The sequence below is a fragment of the Streptomyces sp. H27-C3 genome (assembly GCF_030063415.1).
Taxonomy (GTDB): Bacteria; Actinomycetota; Actinomycetes; order Streptomycetales; family Streptomycetaceae; genus Streptomyces.
Window position 1 is genome coordinate 1 of record NZ_JASITA010000013.1, and the last position, 23,127, is coordinate 23,127.

Consider the following 23,127-nt stretch of genomic DNA (forward strand, 5'->3'; position numbering starts at 1 on the left):
GACTACCGTTGTGTGGTTCGCGTCGTACGAAGGAGAACCCCTGTGCTCGTCCTCTTGCCGCCGTCCGAAGGAAAGGCCGCCGGGGGTCGCGGCGCGCCCCTGAAGCCGGAGTCGCTGTCCCTGCCGGGACTGGCCGGGGCGCGGGCCGCGGTGCGCGACGAGCTGGTGGAGCTGTGCGCCGCCGACGAGGAGAAGGCGCGGATCGTCCTCGGGCTGAGCGAAGGACTGCGCGGCGAGGTCGCCAAGAACCTGGAGCTGCGGACCGCCGGCGCGCGGCCGGCCGGAGAGATTTATACCGGGGTGTTGTACGACGCCCTCAACCTGGCCTCGCTGGACACCGCCGCGCGGCGGCGGGCCGGGCGTTCCCTGCTGGTGTTCTCGGGGCTGTGGGGCGCGGTGCGGGTGGGCGACCGGATTCCGACGTACCGCTGCTCGATGGGCGTGAAGCTGCCGGGACTCGGCGCGCTCGGGGCGTACTGGCGCGGGCCGATGGAGGCCGAGCTGCCCGTGGTCGCCGGGGACGGGCTGGTTCTCGACCTGCGGTCGGCGGCGTACGCGACGGCTTGGCGGCCGACGGGTGAGGTCGCGGGGCGGACCGCGACGGTGCGGGTGCTGCACTCGCAGATCGACGCGGCCGGGTTCGAGAAGAGATCCGTGGTCAGCCACTTCAACAAGGCGACCAAGGGCCGGATCGTACGGGACCTGCTGATGGCCGGGGCGACGCCGAAGGGGCCTGCCGAGCTGGTCGGGACGCTGCGGGACCTGGGGTATGTGGTGGAGGTCGCGGCTCCGGCCAAGGGCGGGAAGCCGTGGGGGCTCGACGTGGTGGTCAGCCAGATCCACTGAGCGTTGCGCGTTGCGCAACGCTCGTTGCATAGAACGCCTGGTGCGCGGCAAGATGGGCGCATGACTTCCGTGCTCGACCTTGCTCCCGTCGTCCCTGTCGTGGTCCTCGATGACGTCGCCGACGCGGTGCCGCTGGCCCGTGCGCTGGTGGCGGGCGGGCTCCCGGCGATCGAAGTGACCCTCCGGACGCCCGCCGCCCTCGACTCCATCCGCGCGATCGCGGCGGAAGTGCCCGGCGCGGTGGTGGGCGCGGGCACGGTGATCTCGCCGGCCGGAGTGGCCGACGCGGTCGCGGCCGGAGCGCAGTTCCTGGTGAGCCCCGGGTGGACGAACGGGCTGCTGGACGCGATGAAGGCGTCCGGCGTGCCGTTCCTGCCCGGCGTCTCCACGACCTCGGAGGTCGTGGCGCTGCTGGAGCGCGGTGTGAGCGAGATGAAGTTCTTCCCGGCGGAGGCCGCGGGCGGCACCGCCTACCTCAAGTCCCTCGGGGGCCCGCTCCCCCGGGCCCGCTTCTGCCCGACGGGCGGCATCTCGCTCGCCTCGGCGCCGTCTTATCTGGCGCTGGGCAATGTGGGCTGCGTGGGCGGCACCTGGATGCTGCCGGACGACGCGATCGCGTCGAAGGACTGGGCGCGCGTCGAGACGCTGGCCCGGGAGGCGGCGGCCCTGCGCGGCTGACCCGCCACCGCCACCGCCACGGCCCTCAGCACGGTCAACGGTCGTACCGGCGCCGGGTCCCACGGACCCCGCGTCAGCCTCGTTTTCCGACGCCTCCACCGCCTGCTTGGCCATCGAGTGCGCCGCGTCCGGACAGTCGGGCACCTCCAGCGCGGCGGGGCCGTCGAGCACCTCCCGGTAGACCTTCCCGGTCGCGGCGGTGTCCACGTTGATGTCGTGGCCCGCGAGGGCCGGCGGCACCGGCACACCGCGCAGCGCACGCAGGTCGGCCCTCGCGTCGGCGGTGTGGTTTCCCCCGGAGCTGCTGCCCCGGCCATGGGCGGGCGCGGTGGCCCGTGAACTCACCGCCCGCCGCTGGTCGTTGCTGGGGGGCCAGGAGAGCGCCGACGGGAACGCCGAAGCCCGGCCGCGCCTCTTCCTGATGTACGACGACGTCGTACGGGAAGCGGCGGACCGGGCCACTTGACGCCGGTGCGCGGTCAGCGCAGGTGCGAGGTGTCGTTCAGGAGGCGCAGCGACGCGTTGCCGTCCGCGTAGTACGCCACCGCCGAGAACGACGCCGGTGAGAGCTCCATGCGGAACAGGGACTCGGGCGGGGCGTTCAGGGCGAGCCTGACCAGCGTCTTGACCGGGGTGACGTGGGTGACCAGCAGGACGGTCCTGCCCGCGAAACGCTCCAGCATCAGGTCCCGCGCCGCCGAGACCCGGCGGGCCACCGTCGCGAAGCTCTCGCCGCCGCCCGTCGGGGCCGCCTTCGGGGAGGCGAGCCACGCGTCCAGGTCGGCCGGGTGCCGCTCGCGGACCTCCGCGAACGTCAGGCCCTCCCACGCGCCGAAGTCGGTCTCGCGCAGGCCGTCCTCGACCCGCACGTCCAGGCCGAGCCGGGCGGCAACCGCGTCCGCCGTCTCACGGCAGCGGCGCAGCGGGGAGCTGACGATCTCCTGGACCGTGCCCCGCGAGGCGAGCGAGGCGGCTGCCGCCTCGGCCTGTCGGCGGCCGGCCGCCGACAGCCGCGGGTCGGTGCCGCCACTGCCGGAGAACCGCTTCTCGGGGGTGAGAGCGGTCTCGCCGTGCCGCAGCAGGACGAACGTCGTGGGCGAGCCGAGGTCGGCCGCCGCGCCCCAGCCCACGGCGGGCGGCGCCTCGGTGCTCTCGTCCTCGTCCGGCAGGGTCAGCAGGGTCTGGGTGGGCACCGCGGCGCCCACCATGGCCGCCCGCGCCTTGGCAGCGCCCGCCGCCGCGTCGCCGGGCGGACCCGAGGGCGGCAGCACGCGCTCACGGGCGGGACCGGACTTCAGGGCCGCCATGGAGGCCGAAGGCTCCCACTGCTTGCCCTTCTTGCCCGCGTCCATCGCCTCGTTGGCGAGCCGGTCGGCGTGCTTGTTCTTCTCCCGGGGGATCCACTCGTACGTGACCTGGGCGCGCGGCAGGATCGTCGCGGCCTCGGCGGCGAGCGGCTTCATGTCCGGATGCTTGATCTTCCAGCGGCCCGACATCTGCTCGACGACGAGCTTGGAGTCCATCCGGGCGTGCACCCTGGCCTCGGGGTCCAGCGCCTTGGCGGCGCGCAGTCCGGCGATCAGGCCCTTGTATTCGGCGACATTATTCGTGGCCACGCCGATGTACTCGGCGGCCTCGGCGAGCGTCTCCCCCGTGGTGGGGTCCAGCACGACCGCGCCGTAGCCGGCGGGCCCCGGGTTGCCCCGGGAGCCGCCGTCGGCCTCGATGACGAGGCTGCGTCCCATCCGCTTACAGACCGGACTCGGACGTACGGACCAGGATGCGGTGGCAGTTCTCGCAGCGCAGCACCTCGTCGCGGGCGGCGGCGCGCACCACGCCGATCTCGTGGATGTTGAGCTCAAGACGGCAGCCCTCGCAGCGGCGCTGGAAGAGCCGGGCCGCGCCGACACCGCCCTGCTGGACGCGCAGCTTCTCGTACAGCTTCAGCAGGTCGGCGGGGACGACCCCGGAGACGACCTCGCGCTCCTTGGTGAGCGTGGCCTGCTCGCCGTCGATCTCCTTGTACGCGGCCTCGCGGCGCGCGACCGAGTCGTCGGCCTTGGCCTGGACGGAGGAGACCCGGGCGGTCAGTTCGGTGACCCGCTCCTGGGCGGACTCGCGGCGCTCCATGACTTCGAGGACGACGTCCTCCAGGTCACCCTGGCGCTTGGCGAGCGAGACGATCTCGCGCTGGAGGTTCTCCAGGTCCTTGGGGGACATGGCGGCACCGGAGTCGAGGCGCTGCTGGTCGCGCGCGGCGCGCTGGCGCACCTGGTCGACGTCCTGCTCCGCCTTGATCTGCTCGCGGGCGGTGTCGCTCTCCTCGGTCTGCGCGGCGACGAGCAGGTCGCGCAGCTGGATGAGGTCCTTGGTGAGCGAGTCGAGCTCGGCGTGCTCGGGCAGCGACGTGCGCCGGTGCGCGAGCTGCGCCAGGCGTAGGTCGAGGGCCTGGACGTCGAGGAGACGGATCTGGTCGGCGGGCGCGGCGTTCAGTTGGGGGCTCCAGAAGGATCAAGGGGGGCGCGCGGGGCGCTCGGGGGGAGGGGGGGGGGGGGGGGGTGGGGGGAAGTCCAGGGGTCGGTGACCTGCGTCGAGACGTGGACCCGCAGGTCCCATCCGTTGCGGTCGGAAATCTCGTCGAGCTGCGCGGCGGCCAGCTCGCACCAGGGCCACTCGGTGGCCCAGTGCGCGGCGTCGAGCAGCGCGAGGGGACTCTGCGCGCGGGCCTCGGATGCCGGATGGTGGCGCAGGTCCGCCGTGAGGTACACGTCGGCGCCCGCCGCCCGTACGTCGGCGAAGAGGCCGTCGCCGGAGCCGCCGCTGACCGCGACCGTACGCACGATCACGTCCGGGTCACCGGCGACGCGGACGCCCTGCGCGGTGGCGGGCAGCCGGGCCGCGGCGCGCGCGGCGAAGTGGCGCAGGGTGGCCGGGGGGTCGAGCTCGCAGATCCGGCCGAGGCCGCGGCGGCCCTGGGGGTCGGTGGGGTCGGGCACCAGGGGCCCGGTGACCTTCAGGCCGAGCGCACCCGCGAGGGCGTCGGACACCCCGGGGTCGGCGGTGTCGGCGTTGGTGTGGGCGACGTGCAGCGCGATGTCGTTCTTGATCAGGGTGTGCACGGCGCGGCCCTTGAAGGTGCCGGCCGAGACCGTCGTCGTACCGCGCAGATAGAGCGGGTGGTGGGTGACGAGCAGGTTCGCGCCGAGCTTCACGGCCTCGTCGACGATCTCCTGGACGGGGTCCACGGCGAACAGGACGCGGGTCACTTCGGCGTCCGGATCCCCGCAGACCGTACCGACCGCGTCCCAGCTCTCGGCCCGCTCCGGTGGCCAGAGGGCGTCGAGCGCGGCGATGACTTCAGACAGACGGGGCACGGGGGAAAGGCTACCTGCACACAGTGCCCCGTTGGCCATGGCTTGGACGCCCGGCCTGCGGGCGGGGTGGCGGGCCGCTACTTCACGAGGTGGCCGCGGAGATCGTCGAGGACCTTGTTCGCGGCGGTGACGCCCAGGCCCAGGTACCAGGTCTCGTCCGGGACGTCCTTGGCGCGGCCGTTCTTGACGGCGTCGAGCTTCTTCCAGAGGGCGTTGTCCTCGGCCTTGTCCTGGTTGGTGGCCTTGGGGTCGCCGTAGACGCCGGTGAAGATCCAGTCGGCGTCCGCGTCGTCGATCTTCTCCGGACTGATCTCCGCCGCGAGGTCGTCGACCTGCTGGTTCCTGGGCCGCGGCAGGCCGGTGTCGTCGAGGATCGTGCCGATGAAGGAGGCCTTGGCGTACAGACGGATCTTGCCCGGCAGGTAGCGGACCATCGAGACGGTCGGCTTTCCCCCGCCGATGTCCCTGCCGAGCCGGCCGGCCTTCTTGTCGTACGCGGCGAGCTCGGCCTTCGCCTCGGCCGTCCTGTCCAGCGCCGCGGCGTTCAGGGCGTAGTTCTCCTTCCAGGTGAAGCCCGGACGGATGGCGAAGACGGTCGGCGCGATCGTCGACAGTTCCTGGTACTTGTCGGCGGCGCGCAACTGGCTGCCGAGGATCAGGTCGGGCTTGAGGGCCGCTATCGCTTCGAGGTTGAGGCTGTTGATCGTGCCGACGCTCCTGGGGCTGCCGGCGACCTTCTTGAGGTAGCCGGGGATGCCGTCGTCGCCCTCGGTCGGCGCGTAGCCGACGGGCTTGATGCCGAGCGAGACGACGTTGTCGAGCTCACCGACGTCGAGGACGACCACGCGCCGGGGCTTGGTCTTCACCTCGGTCTTGCCCATGGCGTGGGTGACGGTGCGCGGGAACTGCCCCGGCTCGGCGTCTGTGCCGTACGCGGCGGTCTTCTTCGCGGCGTCGCCGAAACCCTTGCCGCCCTGCGCCACGGCTTCCTTGCCGCCACCGCTCTTCGCGCTCCTGTCGCTGCCGCCGTCGCTGGCGCAGGCCGCGAGGGAGAGCGCGGCGGCCACCGCCAGAGAGACGGCGGCGGTACCGCGGCGTCGCATGGACATCAAGGGCTCCTGACAGGGCTGAGCGAGGTACTCGAGACTTAGGGGAACCTAACTTACCGCCGCCGGCGCATCGCTCAGCACACACGCCCCCCCATTCTCAGCCGAAGCACGTAATAGCCACCCATATGTGTGAAGAGGGCGGTCTCGTGTTGTTCGGCAGGAAGTGCGAAAACTAGCTTCAGTCGCCGGAGGTGAGTTACCGATGACGGCCTGTGCCATCGAGACCGCCGCATCCGACGACGCGGTGGGAGCGGCGATGTTCACGATCACCGCGGACGGCTCCTACGCCGCGCGGCTGGCGGGTGAGGGCGAGGCCCGGTTCCCGGAGCGCTGGACGCTCGACGGACCCGAGCCCTACGCCGTACCGCTGCCGGCGGACCAGCCCGAGGAGCCGGACACCGGACTGCTGCCACTGACGGACGGAAGGGTGCTCATTCACCGCAGGGTGGACGGACGGCACGCCTTCTCGCTGCTCTATCCGACGGGACCCGCGACGGGGGAACTGCCGGTCGGCGCGGTCGAGTGCGGGCACCTGACCCTGCTGCCGCCCGCGCCGGACGGCTTCAGCGCCTACGCGCTGGCCGTGGGCGAGCGGTCCACCGCGGTGTGGCAGGTGGCGGGCGGCGCCTTCGGACCCGAGCACGTCGCGGAGGTGGCGGGGCGCTGCTCGGGCGGCGTGTGGCTCGACCGCACGGGGCGGATGCTGGCCCTGGACCGGGAGAGCGAGGGGGTCACCAAGGCGGTGGCGGTCGACCTGGAGCGGGGCGGCGAGACGACGCCCCTGCTGCAGATCGCGGAGCGCAGCAACGACCGGCTGCTGCTCGCCGACGCGGACAGCGGGCTGCTGCTGATCCGCTCGGACGCGCCGGGGCACGACCGGCTGGGGTGGGGGGTCCTCGGCAGCCACCGCCCGGTGCGCTTCCCGGAGTGTCTGCGGCTCGCGGACGCGGCGCTCTCCCCGTTCGCCGTGCAGCCGGGTCAGGTGCTGATGCCGGAGAGCTGCGCGGTGGCGCTGCGAGTCGACGGGGCGGCGGGGACCTGGCTGGGGATGTGGCGGCCCGCGGAGCGGCAGCTGACCCAAGTGGCGGCGCCCGGTGGGTGGTTGGCGGGGGCCGGGATCTGGACGCGGGAGGGGGTGCTTCAGCTGCCGTACGCGACCGCCGCCGTGCCGTGCGGGGTGGCCCGCGCGCAGGCGCCGCCGCCCATGGTCACACGCCCCGCACCAGCGGAAGCGGTGGAGGAAGCCGCAGGTGGGGAACCGTCCGGCGGCTCCGCGCCTCTGGTGGTGCGCAAGCCAGTGCCACTGCAGCAGGCGCCGCTCACGGGGCGCGTCACGGCTGGTTAGACTTTCACCCTGGACTACGAGCCGTACCGGCCGGATGCCCACGGTGACGATGCCGGTCATGGTTCATGTACGTGCAAACAGCGATCACTATGGGGTGACTTCCCACCATGTACGAAACCGGAACCGACCCGGCCCAGGGGCGCTCACAGAGCGAGGCCGACGGCTCAGGAAAGCACCGAGGCGGGGCGGCGAATACGGAGGACTCGGCGGCCGAGGCCTATGGCCGCCACCGCCGGAAGCCGACAGACGGCAACGGCCGATAGGGATGTGAGGGCGAAGGGCCCGTACCGGGAGCAATTCGGTACGGGCCCTTCGCTGTTGGCCGTGCGGGTCAGCGGCGCCTGCCGACCGCGTACGCGAGACCCCAGGCGGCGACCGCGGCGGCCACCAGACCGAGCAGCGAGATCCACTCGGTGCCTGCCTGACCGCCCCACCAAGCCCTGGCCGGGAAGAGCGGGTCGTGGGCCAGCACGCCCCCGAGGACCGACGGAGATTGCTGCGCGGCCACGACGAACGGCATGGCGTTGGCGTACCCGAAGAACGCGCCGAGCGGGGCGATGACGGCCCCGGTGACCTGCGCGCCGACGCTGCGGCGCGCCACCAGGCCGATGAGCGCGCCGACGACAGCCCCGTTGATGAGCGCGTGCACCACATAGAGGGTGTGCACCGAGTCCGGCGTCCGGTTTTTGTAGGTGGCCACGATGATGCCGCCGTAGATCACCGAGACGACGACCGAGGCGAAGAACGCGAGGAAGACAGCCCCGACCGGGCTGCCCCGGCGGGCCTGCGGCGGTGGCCCGAAGGGCATGGGCTGCGGCGGGGTACGGCCCGCCCGGCTGCATCGGCGGCGCCTGGTTGTAGGGGTTGTACGGGGTGTGCTGTGGCGGCGGCGGCCCGCTCATTGATCCCCCGTGAAGCTGAAGAACGACAGAAGACAGTCAGAGGGAGCCAAGCTGTCAACGAGGTACGCGGGGGCCCAGGGGCCCGGTCCCAGGCCCCCGCGTTGCCGCCTCAGGACCGGCCTCAGGACCGCTTGAGACCCAGCACCTCGGCCGCGGCGAACGTCTCGCGCGCGGGCCGCTCCTCGTAGTACGGGGAGATCAGCTCGTCCAGCTCGTCGAAGGTGAAGGTCTCCTTCGCCGAGTCGAACTTGGCCGCCACCTTGGGGCGTTCGACGATCGCGACCATGCCGCCGTGGACGACCAGGAGCTGGCCGTTGACCTTGGCCGCCGCAGGGGACGCGAGGTAGCCGACCAGCGGGGAGACGTGCTCGGGGGCGAGCGCGTCGAGCTGTCCGCCCGTCGGCTCGGCGAATCCCGCGAAGACGTCCTCGGTCATCCGGGTGCGGGCGCGCGGGCAGATCGCGTTGGCCGTGACGCCGTACTTGCCCAGCGCCAGCGCCGTCGAGGTGGTGAGGCCGACGATGCCGCCCTTCGCCGCCGCGTAGTTGGGCTGGCCCGCGGAGCCCGCGAGGAAGGCCTCCGACGACGTATTGACGATACGGCCGTAGACCGGTCCGCCCGCCTCCTTGGAGCGGGCGCGCCAGTGCACCGAGGCGAAGTGGGTGGTGTTGAAGTGCCCCTTGAGGTGGACGCGTATCACCGAGTCCCACTCGTCCTCGGTCATCGAGAACACCATCCGGTCGCGGAGGATGCCCGCGTTGTTGACCAGAATGTCCAGCTTTCCGTACGTGTCGACAGCCAACTGGACGAGCCCACCGGCCTGTTCGTGGTCCGAGACGTCGCCGAGGTGCGCGACGGCCTGCCCGCCGGAGGTGAGGATCTCGGCGGCGACCTCATCGGCGGGTGCGGCCGACGCCTCGCCCGAACCGTCGCGCCCCGGCTGCCCATAGTCGTTGACGACGACGCTCGCGCCGAGCCGGGCCAGTTCCAGGGCCTCCGCCCGGCCCAGGCCGCGCCCCGCGCCCGTGACGATCGCGGACAGGCCTTCGAGTGGCAGTGACATGCAGGTCCCTTCGTGTCCTCGGATTCTGTGTTCTCAGATTTCAATGCAGGTGCGCAGGGCCTCGCCGGTGCGCATCTGGTCCAGGGCGTCATTGATCGAGTCGAGCCGCACCCGGTGGGTGATCAGGCCCGCCAGGTCGATCCGGCCCGCGCGCCACAGGGCGATGGCCCGCTCGTACGAACGCAGCACGTCACCGCCGCCGTACATGGACGGCAGGATCCGCTTCTCGTCAAAGAACAGCTCGAACATGTTGACCTGGAAGAGGTCGTCCATGGCGCCGGCGCCGACGATGCACAGGGTGCCGCCGCGGCGGGTCGTCTCGTACGCGGTGCGCGCGGTGGCTGACTTGCCGACGACCTCGAAGACATAGTCGAAGCCCTCGCCCGCGGTGATCCGCTGCTTGGCGTCGGCGAGCTCGTCGGGCGAAACGGCCTCGGTCGCACCGAACTTGAGCGCCGCCTCGCGCCGTGGGGCGACCGGGTCGACGGCGACGATCTGCGCGGCGCCCTGCACCCGCGCCCCCTGGATCGCCGAGATGCCCACACCGCCGCAGCCGATGACGGCGACCGATGAACCAGCCTCCACCTGGGCGGTGTTGATGGCCGCGCCGAGTCCGGTGGTCACGCCGCAGCCGATGAGGGCAGCGATCTCGAACGGCACGTCGTCGGGGATCGGGACGGCGCAGCCGGCGCCGACCACGACCTCCTCGGTGAAGGTGCCGGTCCCGGCGAAGCCGAAGACCTCACCGCCGGGGCGCTTGAAGTTGGGGACGCCGGAGTTCATCAGGCTGGCCAGACACAGGTGGCTCTGACCGCGCTTGCACGACGCGCAGGCGCCGCAAGCGGGCAGCCAGCAGACGAGCACCCGGTCCCCCTGGCTCAGCCCGGTGACGCCGTCCCCGATGTCGATGACCTCGCCCGCGCCCTCGTGGCCGGGGACGAAGGGCGCGGGCTGCGGCAGCACGCCGTTCATCGCGGAGATGTCGGAGTGGCACAGTCCGGTGGCCCGGATGCGGAGCTTGACCTTGCCGGGACCGAAGCCCACGGTCTCGATGTCGTCGAGTACTTCGAGCTTGTCCTGCCCTATCTCGTGCAGTACGGCTGCGCGCACGGTACGGCTCCCTTCTCAGGTGTGTACGACTCGGTACGACCTCGGTGCGACCTCTGTACGACCTGTGCTCAGGTGTGTGCGACCTCAGACATGTCCGGACCTCAGGTGTGTACGACGGTGGTGTCGGCCAGGACCGGCGCGTCGTCACGTTCCACGGCCGTGACCGACACCTGGACGCGCCCCGGCGACTGCCACATTCGGACGCGCAGGGTCTCGCCCGGGTAGACGACCCCGGCGAAGCGGGTGCTGTACGACGTCACCCGCGCGACCTCGCCGTCGAGCACGGTGTCGACGACGGCCTTGAGTGTCATCCCGTACGAGCACAGGCCGTGCAGGATGGGCCGGTCGAAGCCGCCGAGCTTGGCGAACTCGGGGTCCGCGTGCAGCGGGTTCCAGTCGCCGGACAGCCGGTAGAGGAGCGCCTGATCCTCACGGATGGGCTTCTCGACGGTCACGTCCGGTGTGCGGTCGGGGAGTTCGAGCCGCTGCGAGGGCCCGCGCTCGCCGCCGAAGCCGCCTTCGCCGCGTACGAAGATCTGCGCGTCGCAGGTCCACAGGGGGCCCGCGTCGTCGGCCGCCTCGGTGCGCAGCACGATGACGGCCGCCTTGCCCTTGTCGTACACCGCCTCGACCCTGGAAGTCTGAAGGGCCCTGCCCTTGACGGGGATCGGCCGGTGCAGCTCGACGGACTGGCCGCCGTGCAGCACCTGTGCGAGGTCCACGTCGATGCCGGGCGCCGCGAGTCCGCCGAGCGAGGCCATGCCCGCGCCCGCGACGGTGGCGAAGCTCGGCAGGACGTGCAACGTGGACTCAAGGGTGTAGCGCAGCTCGTCGGGGTCGGTGGCGGGAAGGCCGGCGCCGAGGCCGAGGTGGTAGAGCTGAATGTCCTTGTGGTCCCAGGCGATCTCGCCGGATCGGGGCTCTGCGGCGACGGCCTTGGCGGCATCGATGGGCATGGATGCGTGCTCCTTGAGGGAGAGAAGACCTCGGTGCGACCGTCCGCACCGCCGGCCACACCGAGGTCGTACGGGATCGGCCGCGAACCGCCCGTTCTAGAACGCGTTCTAGGCCGATGGCCCCTATATATAACGCACGCCCGGATACTTGTGAAGACTGCTGACGCCACGTCAGATAGGCCCGGTACTTTTGTCCCGTCCGAGTCCGTACATGCGCGTCTGCCGGGGCGTCGGTGGACTCCGTAGCGTCCTTGACATGACGACGGCACAGGACGAAACGCCCGCGCCGAGCCTCGCGGAAGCAAGCAGGAGCGTCCTCGCACCGCCGCGCGGGGAGGCCGCGCGATCGTGCAAGGACGGCGACTGCGGGGGGAGCGGATGATCCTGCGGGAGACGGCATGATCTCGACCATGAGCGGACCGAAGAAGTGGAAGTGATATCAGCTCCCGGGAGCGCCGGACGGCTGCGAGCTGCTGCCGTGGATGCTGCTCGGCCTGGCCAATCTCCTGCGGGCCGACACCCCGAACCCGCTGCACGACCTCCTCGGGCACACCCTCTCGGTGATCGTGGTGAAGTCCGAGGCCGCCCGCCGCCTGGCCCCGCGCGACCTGGCCGCCGCGCTGACCCAGGTCTCCGACATCGAGTCCGTGGGCCGCCAGGCCCTCACCGAGATCCACGAGGCGGTCACCGGCTACCGCGAGGGCAGCCTGGCCACCGAGCAGGCCGGGGCCCGCTCGGTGCTCGACGCCGCCCGCATCGAAGCGGCCGTACGCCGCGCGGGCACCCCGCTCGCCCCGCAGCCGGAGGCGCTGCTCGGCTGGGTGGTGCGGGAGGCCGTGACCAACGTCGTACGGCACGGCGGTGCGACGCGCTGCGACCTCAGGGTGGACAGCTCACCCGAACGCGTCCATATGAAGATCACGGACAACGGCCGGGGCGTAGGCTCCGAGCAGCCGGTCGGCCGGATCGGCGGCACGGGACTGAAGGGCCTCACCGAGCGCCTCGCGGCGGCCGGCGGGACACTCGACGCCGGGCCTTCCACCCGCGGCGGCTTCCTGGTGAGCGCCGAACTGCCCGTCGGAACCGTCCTGGAACTGGAGCCCACCCCGTGATCAGAGTTCTCCTCGCCGAGGACCAAGGCATGATGCGCGGCGCGCTGGCGCTGCTGCTCGGTCTGGAGGAGGACATCGAGGTGGTGTCGCAGGTGGGGGCCGACGACGAGATCGTGAACGCCGCGCTGCTGTCGCGCCCCGATGTGGCGCTGCTCGACATCGAACTCCCGGGCCTCAGCGGGCTCGACGCCGCGGCGCTGCTGCGTGACGAGGCGCCGGACTGCCGGGTGCTGATCCTCACCACCTTCGGCAGGCCCGGCCATCTACGGCGCGCGATGGAGGCCGGGGCGGCGGGCTTCCTGGTCAAGGACGGCCCGGTGGATGAGCTGGCGGTGGCGATCCGCAGGGTGCTGACCGGCGAGACCGTCATTGACCCCGCACTGGCCGCCGCCGCGCTCAGCGCGGGGCCGAGCCCGCTCACCGCGCTCGAGTGCGACGTACTGAACGCCTCCGTGGACGGGGCGACCGTCGCCGACATCGCGACGAAGCTGCACCTGCCGGAGTCGACGGTACGCAACTACCTCTCGGCGGCGATCGGCAAGACCGGCACCCGTAACCGCATGGAGGCGGTGCGGTCGGCGCGGCAGCAGGGCTGGTTGTAGAACCGGGTGGAGAACCGGCCGCGGGACTGGCCGCGCGCCCGGCTCTGGGTCCGGCCGTCGGCGCTGCGCCCGGTCCCGCCGTTGTAAGGGCCCCGCACCGCGCCCTTACGCCGCGCGCTTGCGCCGCGGCAGCCAGATCAGCATCAGCACCACCCCGGCCAACAGCGCCGCCGCTCCCGCCCGGAACGCCAGCGCGTAACCGGCCGTCAGCGCCTCCGCGCTCACCGCGCCGTCGGTCCTGGACGCCGCGATCGTCGAGAGCACGGCCAGGCCCAGGGCGCCGCCCATCGTGCGCGAGGTGTTGATCAGGCCCGACAGGAGCCCGGCGTCGCCCGGCGCTCCTGCCGAGGTGGCCAGCGAGGCCAGCGGGGTCGCAGCGAGCCCGGCGCCCAGCATCATCAGGATGCCGGGGCCGAGGACGGCCGTCAGATACGTGCCGTCGGCGCCCATCGTGGACTGCCAGGCCATGCCCACGACGGCCACCAGGCTGCCGATGATCGCGACCCGGCGCGCACCGGCCCTGGCCATCAGGCGCGGGGCGAGCTTCGCGCCGATGACCACGCTCAGGGAACTGGGGATGAGGGCGAGCCCGGCGCCGAGCGGGGTGTAGCCCAGGACGTTCTGGGCGTACAGCGTCATGAAGAACCACATGCCGAACATCGCGGAGCCGTTCACGAACATCGCCGCGTTCGCCGCCGACACCGCCCGGATGCGGAAGAACTTGAGCGGCATCAGCGGCGCCCTCGTCCGCGCCTCCACCACGACGAAGAGGCCGAGCAGCAGCAGACCGGCCACGAGCGGCACCAGCGTCGCCGCCGCGCCCCAGCCCTCCGCCTCGGTCTGCACGATCCCGTACGCGAGGGTCGCGAGACCGGCCGTGACCAGCAGCGCGCCGGGCAGGTCGAGCCGCCGGCCGTCCCTGGCGTGGCTCTCGACGATCCACACGGCGGCCCCGGCCAGCACCAGCGCGCCGATCGGTACGTTGATCAGCAGCACCCAGCGCCAGGACAGTCCGTCCGTCAGTACGCCGCCGACGAGCCCGCCCGCGGCCCCGCCGCCCGCGCCCACCGCCGACCAGGTTCCGATGGCCCGCGCACGGGCCGCGCCCTCAGGGACGGCCGAGGTGAGGATGGTGAGCGTGGCGGGCGCGAGGACGGCCGCGCCCAGCCCCTGCACCGCGCGGGCGGCCAGCAGATGCCACTCCTCCTGCGCGAGTCCGCCCGCGAGCGAGGCCGCGGTGAACAGTCCGAGCCCGACCAGGAAAGTCCGCTTGCGGCCGAAGAGATCCGCGGCCCGCCCGCCGAGCAGCATGAAGCCGGCGAAGGCGATCGCGTACGCGTTGACCACCCATTGCAGGCCGGCGGCGCTGAGCCCGAGGTCGGCCCGCATCGACGGCAGCGCGACATTCACCACGGAGACGTCGAGGACGACGAGGAACTGCCCGGCGCAGGCCGCGAGGACGACGAGCCAGGTGCGGGTGCGGGTGCGGGCGGGGGGTATGACGGTTTCGGAAGGGGCTTGGACCATGGGCGTCATGGTCGCAGCATTCGAGTGCCCCGCACATGCGCATTTCGAAGCAGGCGGCGGGGTTCCAGAGACCTAGGCCGCGACATGGGGGCGCCTGCGGCGGGCTTGTCCTCATACCCGCCCCTTCCCGCTGTGACATTTGCGGCTGCCGCCGCGTGGCGGGGCAGGCCCGGGACCCCCGGGACGCCCGGGACGCCCTACGGGCGTGTCCTCGATCGCCGGACGGGCTGAATGTGCGCAGCATCCGGCAACCTCCAGCCCGTCCGGCGTTTGAGGACCGGGGTCTGGGGCGGACCCCCAGTTACAGGAAGGGGCGGGTAGGGGAACAGCGCCGCAGGCATCCCGCACCAAGGCCCCGCCGCAGGCACCCGCACCCCGTCCCCCACCCCCCGCTCACCCTCGCCGCAACACCGTCACCACCGCCGCACCCCCCAGCCCGATGTTGTGCGCGAGCCCGACCCGCGCCCCCTCCACCTGCCGCGCCCCCGCCTCCCCGCGCAACTGCCACGTCAGCTCCGCCGCCTGCGCGAGGCCCGTCGCGCCCAGTGGATGCCCCTTGGAGATCAGCCCGCCCGACGGATTGACGACCCAGCGCCCCCCGTACGTCGTCGCACCGCTCTCCACGAGCTTCCCGGACTCGCCGTCCGCGCACATGCCCAGCGCCTCGTACGTCAGCAGCTCATTGACGGAGAAACAGTCGTGCAGCTCGACGACGTCGACGTCCTCGATACCGAGACCGGAGGACTCGTACACCTGCCGCGCCGCCGCCCGCGACATCGGCTTGCCGACCACATCGATGCACGAGCCCGAGGCGAAGCTCTCCTCGGTGTCCGTCGTCATGGACTGCGCGGCGATCTCGACGGCCTTGTCGTGCAGGCCGTGCTGGACGACGAAACGCTCGGAGACGACGACCGCCGCCGCCGACCCGTCGGAGGTCGGGGAGCACTGGAGCTTGGTGAGCGGCCGGTGGATGGTCTTCGCGGCGAGGATCTCGTCGACGGTGTACGGGTCCTGGAACTGGGCGTACGGATTGTTGACGGAGTGCCGGTGGTTCTTGGCGCCGACCGCGGCGAGCTGCGCCTCGGTCGTGCCGTACCGCTCCATGTGCTCACGGGCGGCGTTGCCGAAGATCTGCGCGGTGGGCGGGGTCATCTCGAAGCCGTGCCCGGCAGCCATGACACCGTAGTGCCGCGCCACCGGAGAGGTCGCGAAGTCTCCGCCGTCCGTGCCCCCGCCGAGCGCGCCCCGCTTCATCTTCTCGAAGCCGAGCGCGAGGACGCAGTCGCTGATGCCGCCCTCGACGAACTGCCTGGCCATCATCAGCGCCGTGGAGCCCGTCGCGCAGTTGTTGTTGACGTTGTAGACGGGGACACCGGTCAGGCCGAGTTCGTACGCGGCGCGCTGGCCGGCGGTGGAGGCCTGGAAGCAGTACCCGACGGGCACCTGCTGGACCTGCTCGTACGAGATCCCCGCGTCGGCCAGCGCCTTGGTCCCGGCCTCCTTGGCCATGTCCCAGTACTGCCAGTCACGGCTCTCGGGCTTCTCGAACTTCGTCATCCCGACACCGATGATGTACGCCTTCATGCTCTCCCCATCTCTTCTCCGGCTCACGTCCGGTCGCATCCGGTCACGCTCTTCAGTCGCGCGGCAGGCCGAGGATGCGCTCGGCGACGACATTGAGCTGAACCTGGGTGGTGCCTCCCGCGATGGTCAGGCAGCGGGACATCAGGAAGCCGTGCACGGCCCGCTCCCCCGCCCCTTCGCGCACCGCGCCCCCGGGACCGAGCAGTTCGAGGGCCAGCTCGGCGACCTTCTGCTGGTGCGGGGTCTGGACGAGCTTGCGGATGCTGGCGCCCGCGCCCGGTTCGAGCCCCGAGACCTGCTGGATGGTCGTGCGCAGCCCGATGCAGGCGAGGGCGTGCGCCTCGGCCGCGAGCGCCCCGATGCGCGCCCGGTACGCGCCGTCCAGTTCCGCGGACCGTTCGATCAGCGCTTCGAGCCCGGTGTCGAAAGTCATCTGGTCGGCCATGTGGACGCGTTCGTTGCCGAGGGTGTTGCGGGCGACCTTCCAGCCGTCGTCCACCTGTCCCACCACCGCGTCGGCGGGCAGCAGTACGTCGTCGAAGTAGACCTCGTTGAAGAGCGCGTCCCCGGTGATCTCCTTGAGCGGCCGGACGTCGATGCCCTCGGTGGTTTTCATGTCGAGGACGAAGTAGGTGAGCCCCTCGTGCTTGGGTGCGTCCGGGTTCGTACGGGCCAACAGAATCCCGTAGTCGGCCCACTGGGCCGCGCTCGTCCACACCTTCTGGCCGTTGATCCGCCAGCCGTCGTCCGTCCGCTCGGCCCTGGTCCGCAGCGACGCGAGGTCCGATCCTGCCTCCGGCTCGGAGAACAGCTGGCACCACAGCACCTCGCCGCGCAGTGTCGGCGCGAGGTAGCGCTCCTGCTGCTCCGGTGTCCCGTACGCGAGGAGCGAGGGCACCACCCAGGTGCCGATCCCCAGCTCGCTCACCTTCACGCCCGCGTCACGTATTTCCCGCTGTACGGCGAGCTGTTGCACGGGCCCGGCGCCAAGACCGTACGGCTCGGGCAGGTGCGGGGCGGCGTACCCGGTGGGCGCGAGGGTGCGGCGGGCGGCGCCCGGGTCGAGTCCGCGCGCCCCCGCGATCGCCGCACGCGCCTGCTCCCGGTACGCGTCCGCCGACCGGGGCAGCTCCAGCCGGAGCTCCCGGCGCACACCGCCGGCCGCGAGCCGTACGGCGTGCAGCCGGTGCGCGTCGCCCGCGCCGAGCAGCTGCCGTGCGACCAGCGCCCTGCGTAAATACAGGTGGGCGTCGTGTTCCCAGGTGAAGCCGATGCCGCCGAGGATCTGCACGCAGTCCTTGGCGCAGCTGAAGGCGGCGTCGACGGCGGAGGACACGGCGAGCGCGGCGGTGAGCGTGCGCACCTCGGCGGTCGGGGCATCCGGACCGTCCGTGCCCGCGTCCTCGTCGGCCGCCCGCGCCGCGTCCCACACCAGTGCGCGCGCCTGCTCGACGCGTACGAGCATGTCGGCGCAGAGGTGCTTGATGCCCTGGAACTGCCCGATGGGGCGTCCGAACTGCTCGCGTACCTTCGCGTACTCGACGGCCGTGTGCAGCGCCCAGCCCGCCGTCCCGCACGCCTCCGCCGCGTACAGCAGCTCCGCCAGGTCCCGTACGAGCGCGGTGTCCACGCCGAGCTCCCGGCCCGCCGGGACCTCTACGCCCCGCGCCACCACCTCCGCCGTCGGCCGGGTCGGGTCCGCGCTCTCCTGGGCGCGCACCGCGAGCGCGGAGGCGTCCACCGCGAGCCAGACCGGGCCGTGCGCCGCGTCGGCGACCAGCACGATCAGGTCGGCCTGCGCCGCCGCGAGCACCGGGGGCGCGGTCCCTTCGAGCACATGCCCGCCGCCCTCCACCGCCACGGCGGTGAGGGTGCCGGGGCCGAGCGCCACGGCTCCGATCCGCTCGCCCGCCGCGAGCGCGGTCGCCAGTTCCCGCCGCCCGGCCCGGTGCAGTACGGCGGAGGCGAGCACGCTCGGCAGGAAGGGCCCAGGCAGCGCGGCCCGACCGGTCTCCTCAAGGACGACGGCGAGGTCGAGCAGCCCGCCGCCCCCGCCGCCGTACTCCTCGGGCAGATGCAGCCCGAGCAGCCCCAGGTCGGCGAGACCGTCCCAGTGGGCGGGTCTGCCGGGCTGCCCGGGCTCCGCGTCGAGAAGTTTGCGTACGTCCTGCGGAGGTACGGTCCGCGCGGCCCAGCCACGCACCGCCTCGGCCAACTCGCGTTGCTCACGCGTGATTCCGATGCCCATGGCGCGCACACTAGAACACGTTCCATTCCGACGGAAGGTCAGGCGGTAAAGCTCCTGGTAACCGGGGGCGGATTGCCGGGCCGACTCCCCCGTACGGCACGATGAGCCGCACTCGCGCACCCGCATGAACATCCAGGAGGACCCATGGCCGCCGCCGCTCCCAAGCCGCAGACGCTCGCCGCTTTCGAGGCCGCCAAGGGCTTCATGCCGCTGCGCGAGGGCCTCGCGCTGTACGCGGCCGCGGCCGAGGCGGGCACGCTCGGGCTGCCGCTGCTTGAGGTCGGCACGTACTGCGGGCGCTCCACGATCCTGCTCGCCGACGCCGCCCGGGAGGCCGGGACCGTCGCCGTCACCGTGGACCACCACCGCGGCAGCGAGGAGCAGCAGCCGGGCTGGGAGTACCACGACCCGAGCGTCGTGGACCCCGAGGTCGGCCGGATGGACACGCTGCCGACCTTCCGCCGCACCCTGCACAAGGCGGGCCTGGAGGACCACGTGGTCGCGATCGTCGGGCGTTCACCACAGGTCGCGGCCGTCTGGGGTGGCAAGGTCGGGCTCGCCTTCATCGACGGCGGGCACACCGACGAGCACGCGAACGGCGACTACGAGGGCTGGGCGCCACACGTCGCCGAGGGTGGCCTGCTGGTCATCCACGACGTCTTCCCCGACCCGGCGGACGGCGGCCAGGCCCCGCACCGCGTCCACCTCCGCGCCCTGGCCTCCGGCTCCTTCACCGACGTATCGGCGACCGACTCCCTGCGCGTCCTGCGACGTACGTCCTCGGGGATCTGAGCGGTCCCGATAACATCACCGGGTGTCGTACGACAGCCCTCCCCCCGCCCCGCGCCGCTTCGGCCGCAGCAATCTCACCGTGGCCGTCGCCGCCCTGGTGCCGACCGCGCTGGCGAGCTGGCTCGTCTGGCAGGCGATGAGCGGCCCCGAGGACGGCGAGCCGCCCAAGGTCATGCCGGTGCCCAGCCAGTCCGCCGCCGGCTCCAGCGCCGCACCGCCGACGAGCGCCACTCCGAAAACTTCCGGCCCGGCCACACCGTCGGCCGCCGTCTCCCCCTCCGGCACCAAGGCCGACAACAGGGACGACAAGCCGGCCGGGACCGGTCCGCTGGCGGGCCGGGTGGTGGTCGTGGACCCTGGGCACAACCCGGGCAACTTCCAGCACACGCGCGAGATCAACAAGCTCGTGGATATCGGCACGAACCGCAAGGAGTGCGACACCACCGGCACGTCCACCAACGCGGGTTACACCGAGGCCGCGTTCACCCTCGATGTCTCACGCAAGCTGCGCGCCCTGCTCCAGCGGCAGGGCGCGACAGTCAAGTTGGTACAGAACGGCGACCGCCCGTTCGGCCCGTGCGTGGACGAGCGGGCCCGTATCGGCAACGAGGCGAAGGCGGACGCGGCCGTCTCCGTGCACGCGGACGGCTCCGCCGTCGGCAACCGCGGCTTTCATGTGATCCTGCCCGCCCTGGTCAAGGGGGGTGCATCGGACACCACGAAGATCGTCGGCCCGTCCCGTGAACTCGGCGAGCGCATCGCGGGGAACTTCGTACGGGCGACGGGCAGCATGCCATCCAACTACGTCGGCGGGGGCACCGGATTGGACGTCCGGAAGGACCTCGGTGGTCTCAATTTGACGACTGTGCCCAAAGTGTTCATCGAATGCGGCAATATGCGTGATCCGAATGACGTCGCTCTGCTGACAAGCGAGAGCTGGCGCCAGAAGGCGGCGCAGGGAATCGCGGACGGCATCATCAGCTACCTCAAAGAGTAGCCAATGATGCCGAAGCGTACAACCGATCCTTTAAAACGGAGCGCCCACGAGACACAGAGCGGCGATCAACCGTCCGAAGTCAAACCAGGACTGGCCATTCGCGGATTTCCGGCACGCGAACTGGGCGCCGTTACTCGCCATGCAGACTTTGATATAGAGGTAAACACCTTCCTCGATATTTGCAGTGTTACGCACGCACCTCCCATTCCCACCTGCGAAAACGCTCTTGATCTTCCTGTCGCCATCCCACGTGTACAGGGTTACACGAACACCATAGCCATCCGCATCCGCGTCACAGGCCGTGAGCGCATCGCCATTCCCATTGAACCACCCAGAACCATGCCCGCCCATCGGATTGTCGGCCACGGTATGGCCGATTTCTCGCGCAGCGAAGGCCGGGCTACTCGCAAAAACCACCCCCAACACAGACGTCATCAGGACTGCCCGCAGACGCGATTCTACCTTTTCTCACACTTCCCCTACCCCTAAACCAGAGAGGCCAACTGAAGTAGATAGAAAATCCCCCCAAGGCCCCCACAAAGGGGGGGGCGAGACAGAAGATGGGCGTCTAGGGGAATAACAACACAATCGAAGTGACGCGAGCCACTTCAGGAAGCTCGCGGAAAATTACCCCTCTCGAATCAAAACCAGTGACAGATAAATCTCGCCAAACATCAGCCGCACAGAGTGCGCTGCGCTCACGGGACCAAACGGGGCGAATTGCCAGGTTCGACACTAAACACCCAAAGGCGACGGATTGACGGCGCACTGGTGGCCCCCGGCCGACTAGACGATAGGTTCCATCCATACAACGTCCGCACCTAAACCCTGTCTTGCGCCATCGCATACCGCACACGTTTGCGTCAGTGCTCACCGCCCGGACGAGACGACCGACGAAGGACCTTCAACGTGAACATCCGCTCCCTCAGTCGAGGCGATGGCGTAGTGATCGGAGCAGCCGTGGTGCTGTTCATCGCCTCATTTCTCGACTACACCGACACATTCGATGCGAACGCGTGGGACTCATTGGGTCTGCTGATGAGCATCTACCTCGCCGGCGTCATCGCCGCGACGCTGATCGTGGTCAGCCGCGCCCTGCCGGGGCGCAAGGTCGCCGGTCTGGACCTCGGGCAGTTCGGTGTCGCCCTCGCGGTCTTCTCGCTGTGGACGGCCTTCTGGACGATCCTCGACATCAGTGACGCGGGCGCCGGCCTCATCCTCGGCCTGCTCGCCACCCTCGTGCTCGCGGCCGGCGCCGTCGCGTCCCCGCTCGTCCCGGCCCTCAAGGCCCCGCTGCTGAGCGCCCCGAAGCCGCAGGTCGCGCAGCCGTACGGCGGCCAGCCCGGTCAGCCCGGCACCGGCGGGTACGGCTACCCCGGTGCTCAGCAGCAGCCCTACGGCGGCCAGCCGGGCCAGCCGGCTCCCGGTCAGTCCGGCGGCTACGGCTTCCCCGGTGGCCAGCAGGGTCAGCCGCAGCAGGCGCAGGCCGCCCCGGCGCCGCAGGCTGCCGCCGCCGCGCCCGCCGGAGACTTCGCGCCGTTCTGGTTCGCGGTCCCGGTCGCCCGTCCGCTGTACGCCGAGGACGGTTCGCCGACGCCGATCGCCGAGCTCGCGCCCGGCACCTGGTACCTGGCCGTGGACCAGCGCGGCGCCGCGCTGGTCGCGCAGACGCAGGACGGCCGTCGTGGTGTCCTGCAGGACACCACCGGTATCCAGCGCGGCTGACACCCGCAGCAGCTTCGGCAACGGCCCCTCGCCCCTTCCGGGCGGGGGGCCGTTGTCGTACAGTCAGCGACCTGACGGATCGTCATAAAGCTGCGTCTGGAGGGATTCAGGGATGCGTCTCGGACTCGCGCTGGGCTACTGGGGCAGGGGCCCCGACCCCCGTCATCTCGATCTCGCCCGCGAGGCCGAGAACCTCGGCTACGACTCCGTATGGACGGCGGAGGCGTGGGGCTCGGACGTGTTCACGCCGCTCACCTGGATCGCGGCGCACACCTCCCGCATCAGGCTCGGCACCGCGATCGCCCAGATGGCCGCCCGCGCCCCCACCGCCACCGCGATGCACGCCCTGACCCTGGACCATCTCTCCGGCGGCCGGATGATGCTCGGCCTGGGCCTGTCGGGACCGCAAGTGGTCGAGGGCTGGTACGGACGGCCCTTCCCCGCCAGCCCCCTCACCGCGACGCGCGAGTACGTCGAGGTGATCCGCCAGGTGCTGCGGCGCGAGGCGCCCGTGGAGATCGACGGCCGTTTCCACTCGCACCCGTACCGGGGTGAGGACGGCACCGGCACCGGCAAGGCGTTGAAGCCGATCACCCACCCGCTGCGCGCCGGCCTCCCCATCCTGCTCGGCGCGGAGGGGCCCAAGAACATCGCCCAGACGACGCGGATCGCCGATGGCTGGCTGCCCCTGTACTGGTCGCCGACCCGCGCCGATGTGTACGAGGCGTCGCTGGCCGGCGTCCCCGAGGGCTTCATGATCGCGCCGATGGCGCGGGCGCAGGTCTGCGACGACGTCGCCGAGGGACTGCTGCCGGTCAAGGCGATGCTGGGCTTGTACATCGGCGGGATGGGCCACGCGACCCGCAACTTCCATGCCGACCTGATGGCCAGGATGGGCTTCGAGGCGGAGGCCCACCGGGTCCAGGAGCTGTTTCTGGCGGGCCGCGAGGAAGAGGCGGTACTGGCGGTGCCGGACGCGTTCGCCGACGAGATCTCCCTGGTCGGACCGCGCGAACGCATCGCGGAGCGCCTGGAGCTGTGGCGCGGTGGCCCGGTCACCGACCTCCTGGTGACGGCCCCGGACCCGCACACCCTGCGCGTGCTGGCGGAGCTGAACAGCTGAACCACCCCGGCGCGCGGGCGGTGGGGAGCCGCGC

General features: G+C 71.5%; 21 protein-coding genes and 1 pseudogene. 11 read left to right on the forward strand and 11 right to left on the reverse strand.

The features are described 5' to 3' along the window. Nucleotides 1–42 precede the first annotated feature (42 nt). From yaaA to QMK30_RS14750, 3 genes are all read left to right on the forward strand, one after another. Complete coding sequence (gene yaaA / locus QMK30_RS14740; protein WP_283518297.1) at nt 43–846, forward strand: peroxide stress protein YaaA; 804 nt, start codon at nt 43–45, stop codon at nt 844–846. 60 nt (nt 847–906) lie between these two features. Further along, entirely contained in the window at nt 907–1,524 is a 618-nt protein-coding gene (gene eda / locus QMK30_RS14745; RefSeq protein ID WP_283518300.1) for a bifunctional 4-hydroxy-2-oxoglutarate aldolase/2-dehydro-3-deoxy-phosphogluconate aldolase, read from the forward strand. Between the two features lie 211 nt (nt 1,525–1,735). Further along, a complete protein-coding gene (locus tag QMK30_RS14750) occupies nt 1,736–1,990 on the forward strand; it encodes a hypothetical protein (protein WP_283518302.1) in 255 nt (84 codons plus the stop codon). 13 nt (nt 1,991–2,003) lie between these two features. On the opposite strand, the gene QMK30_RS14755 is transcribed toward QMK30_RS14750, so the two are convergent. From QMK30_RS14755 to QMK30_RS14770, 4 genes are all read right to left on the reverse strand, one after another. After that, entirely contained in the window at nt 2,004–3,269 is a 1,266-nt protein-coding gene (locus QMK30_RS14755) for a bifunctional RNase H/acid phosphatase (RefSeq protein ID WP_283518303.1), read from the reverse strand. Nucleotides 3,270–3,273: 4 nt separating this feature from the next. After that, nucleotides 3,274–4,017, reverse strand: a complete 744-nt coding sequence (locus QMK30_RS14760) for a zinc ribbon domain-containing protein (RefSeq protein WP_283518542.1) — start codon at nt 4,015–4,017, stop codon at nt 3,274–3,276. Beyond that, entirely contained in the window at nt 4,014–4,898 is an 885-nt protein-coding gene (locus tag QMK30_RS14765; protein ID WP_283518305.1) for a Nif3-like dinuclear metal center hexameric protein, read from the reverse strand. Before QMK30_RS14765 ends, QMK30_RS14760 begins: the two co-directional genes overlap by 4 nt. Nucleotides 4,899–4,975: 77 nt before the next feature. After that, a complete protein-coding gene (locus QMK30_RS14770; protein WP_283518307.1) occupies nt 4,976–6,007 on the reverse strand; it encodes an ABC transporter substrate-binding protein in 1,032 nt (343 codons plus the stop codon). Between the two features lie 202 nt (nt 6,008–6,209). On the opposite strand from QMK30_RS14770, the gene QMK30_RS14775 reads away from it, so the two are divergent. Further along, the gene (locus QMK30_RS14775; protein ID WP_283518309.1) at nt 6,210–7,352 is read left to right on the forward strand and encodes a hypothetical protein; all 1,143 of its coding nucleotides are present in this window, start codon (nt 6,210–6,212) and stop codon (nt 7,350–7,352) included. A 331-nt stretch (nt 7,353–7,683) separates the two neighbouring features. Here QMK30_RS14775 and QMK30_RS14780 read toward each other — a convergent pair whose 3' ends face one another. From QMK30_RS14780 to chsH3, 4 genes are all read right to left on the reverse strand, one after another. Next, complete coding sequence (locus QMK30_RS14780) at nt 7,684–8,160, reverse strand: ABC transporter permease family protein (protein WP_283518310.1); 477 nt, start codon at nt 8,158–8,160, stop codon at nt 7,684–7,686. A gap of 215 nt (nt 8,161–8,375) precedes the next feature. Continuing rightward, entirely contained in the window at nt 8,376–9,317 is a 942-nt protein-coding gene (locus tag QMK30_RS14785) for a 3-oxoacyl-ACP reductase (protein WP_283518311.1), read from the reverse strand. A 33-nt stretch (nt 9,318–9,350) separates the two neighbouring features. Further along, on the reverse strand, nt 9,351–10,427 hold the full coding sequence (locus QMK30_RS14790; protein ID WP_283518312.1) for a Zn-dependent alcohol dehydrogenase: 1,077 nt from the start codon (nt 10,425–10,427) through the stop codon (nt 9,351–9,353). A 101-nt stretch (nt 10,428–10,528) separates the two neighbouring features. After that, nucleotides 10,529–11,383 (reverse strand): enoyl-CoA hydratase ChsH3, encoded by an 855-nt coding sequence (chsH3, locus tag QMK30_RS14795; RefSeq protein ID WP_283518314.1) that lies wholly within the window; start codon nt 11,381–11,383, stop codon nt 10,529–10,531. Nucleotides 11,384–11,913: 530 nt separating this feature from the next. Between chsH3 and QMK30_RS14800 the strand changes: the two are divergent. Together QMK30_RS14800 and QMK30_RS14805 are read left to right on the forward strand one after the other, a co-directional pair. After that, nucleotides 11,914–12,495, forward strand: a pseudogene (locus tag QMK30_RS14800) (sensor histidine kinase); the annotation flags it as partial. Next, nucleotides 12,492–13,097, forward strand: a complete 606-nt coding sequence (locus tag QMK30_RS14805; protein ID WP_283518316.1) for a response regulator — start codon at nt 12,492–12,494, stop codon at nt 13,095–13,097. The pseudogene QMK30_RS14800 and the gene QMK30_RS14805, both read left to right, overlap by 4 nt. Before the next feature lie 105 nt (nt 13,098–13,202). On the opposite strand, the gene QMK30_RS14810 is transcribed toward QMK30_RS14805, so the two are convergent. The 3 genes from QMK30_RS14810 to QMK30_RS14820 form a co-directional block, all read right to left on the reverse strand. Continuing rightward, the gene (locus QMK30_RS14810; RefSeq protein ID WP_283518317.1) at nt 13,203–14,633 is read right to left on the reverse strand and encodes an MFS transporter; all 1,431 of its coding nucleotides are present in this window, start codon (nt 14,631–14,633) and stop codon (nt 13,203–13,205) included. A 384-nt stretch (nt 14,634–15,017) separates the two neighbouring features. Then, complete coding sequence (locus tag QMK30_RS14815) at nt 15,018–16,208, reverse strand: lipid-transfer protein (RefSeq protein ID WP_283518319.1); 1,191 nt, start codon at nt 16,206–16,208, stop codon at nt 15,018–15,020. Between the two features lie 52 nt (nt 16,209–16,260). Further along, the gene (locus QMK30_RS14820) at nt 16,261–18,456 is read right to left on the reverse strand and encodes an acyl-CoA dehydrogenase family protein (protein WP_283518321.1); all 2,196 of its coding nucleotides are present in this window, start codon (nt 18,454–18,456) and stop codon (nt 16,261–16,263) included. Nucleotides 18,457–18,600: 144 nt separating this feature from the next. Here QMK30_RS14820 and QMK30_RS14825 point away from each other — a divergent pair, with 144 nt between their 5' ends. The 5 genes from QMK30_RS14825 (at nt 18,601) to QMK30_RS14845 (ending at nt 23,093) form a co-directional block, all read left to right on the forward strand. Beyond that, nucleotides 18,601–19,248 (forward strand): class I SAM-dependent methyltransferase, encoded by a 648-nt coding sequence (locus QMK30_RS14825; protein ID WP_283518323.1) that lies wholly within the window; start codon nt 18,601–18,603, stop codon nt 19,246–19,248. 22 nt (nt 19,249–19,270) lie between these two features. Then, the gene (locus QMK30_RS14830) at nt 19,271–20,245 is read left to right on the forward strand and encodes an N-acetylmuramoyl-L-alanine amidase (RefSeq protein ID WP_283518325.1); all 975 of its coding nucleotides are present in this window, start codon (nt 19,271–19,273) and stop codon (nt 20,243–20,245) included. Between the two features lie 3 nt (nt 20,246–20,248). Further along, nucleotides 20,249–20,734, forward strand: a complete 486-nt coding sequence (locus tag QMK30_RS14835) for a hypothetical protein (protein WP_283518327.1) — start codon at nt 20,249–20,251, stop codon at nt 20,732–20,734. Nucleotides 20,735–21,154: 420 nt separating this feature from the next. Continuing rightward, nucleotides 21,155–21,970: a DUF5336 domain-containing protein gene (locus QMK30_RS14840; protein WP_283518328.1), complete on the forward strand. Its 816-nt coding sequence runs from the start codon at nt 21,155–21,157 to the stop codon at nt 21,968–21,970. Between the two features lie 112 nt (nt 21,971–22,082). Further along, the gene (locus QMK30_RS14845) at nt 22,083–23,093 is read left to right on the forward strand and encodes an LLM class F420-dependent oxidoreductase (RefSeq protein WP_283518330.1); all 1,011 of its coding nucleotides are present in this window, start codon (nt 22,083–22,085) and stop codon (nt 23,091–23,093) included. Nucleotides 23,094–23,127 lie beyond the last annotated feature (34 nt).

What these genes read in the sequence shown, in the direction of transcription:
- eda (WP_283518300.1), top strand. Translation starts at nt 907, where the DNA reads ATGACTTCCGTGCTCGACCTTGCTCCCGTCGTCCCTGTCGTGGTCCTC.
- QMK30_RS14750 (WP_283518302.1), top strand. Translation starts at nt 1,736, where the DNA reads ATGTCGTGGCCCGCGAGGGCCGGCGGCACCGGCACACCGCGCAGCGCA.
- QMK30_RS14755 (WP_283518303.1), bottom strand. Translation starts at nt 3,269, where the DNA reads ATGGGACGCAGCCTCGTCATCGAGGCCGACGGCGGCTCCCGGGGCAAC.
- QMK30_RS14770 (WP_283518307.1), bottom strand. Translation starts at nt 6,007, where the DNA reads ATGTCCATGCGACGCCGCGGTACCGCCGCCGTCTCTCTGGCGGTGGCC.
- QMK30_RS14775 (WP_283518309.1), top strand. Translation starts at nt 6,210, where the DNA reads ATGACGGCCTGTGCCATCGAGACCGCCGCATCCGACGACGCGGTGGGA.
- QMK30_RS14780 (WP_283518310.1), bottom strand. Translation starts at nt 8,160, where the DNA reads ATGCCCTTCGGGCCACCGCCGCAGGCCCGCCGGGGCAGCCCGGTCGGG.
- QMK30_RS14785 (WP_283518311.1), bottom strand. Translation starts at nt 9,317, where the DNA reads ATGTCACTGCCACTCGAAGGCCTGTCCGCGATCGTCACGGGCGCGGGG.
- chsH3 (WP_283518314.1), bottom strand. Translation starts at nt 11,383, where the DNA reads ATGCCCATCGATGCCGCCAAGGCCGTCGCCGCAGAGCCCCGATCCGGC.
- QMK30_RS14810 (WP_283518317.1), bottom strand. Translation starts at nt 14,633, where the DNA reads ATGACGCCCATGGTCCAAGCCCCTTCCGAAACCGTCATACCCCCCGCC.
- QMK30_RS14815 (WP_283518319.1), bottom strand. Translation starts at nt 16,208, where the DNA reads ATGAAGGCGTACATCATCGGTGTCGGGATGACGAAGTTCGAGAAGCCC.
- QMK30_RS14820 (WP_283518321.1), bottom strand. Translation starts at nt 18,456, where the DNA reads ATGGGCATCGGAATCACGCGTGAGCAACGCGAGTTGGCCGAGGCGGTG.
- QMK30_RS14825 (WP_283518323.1), top strand. Translation starts at nt 18,601, where the DNA reads ATGGCCGCCGCCGCTCCCAAGCCGCAGACGCTCGCCGCTTTCGAGGCC.
- QMK30_RS14835 (WP_283518327.1), top strand. Translation starts at nt 20,249, where the DNA reads ATGATGCCGAAGCGTACAACCGATCCTTTAAAACGGAGCGCCCACGAG.
- QMK30_RS14845 (WP_283518330.1), top strand. Translation starts at nt 22,083, where the DNA reads ATGCGTCTCGGACTCGCGCTGGGCTACTGGGGCAGGGGCCCCGACCCC.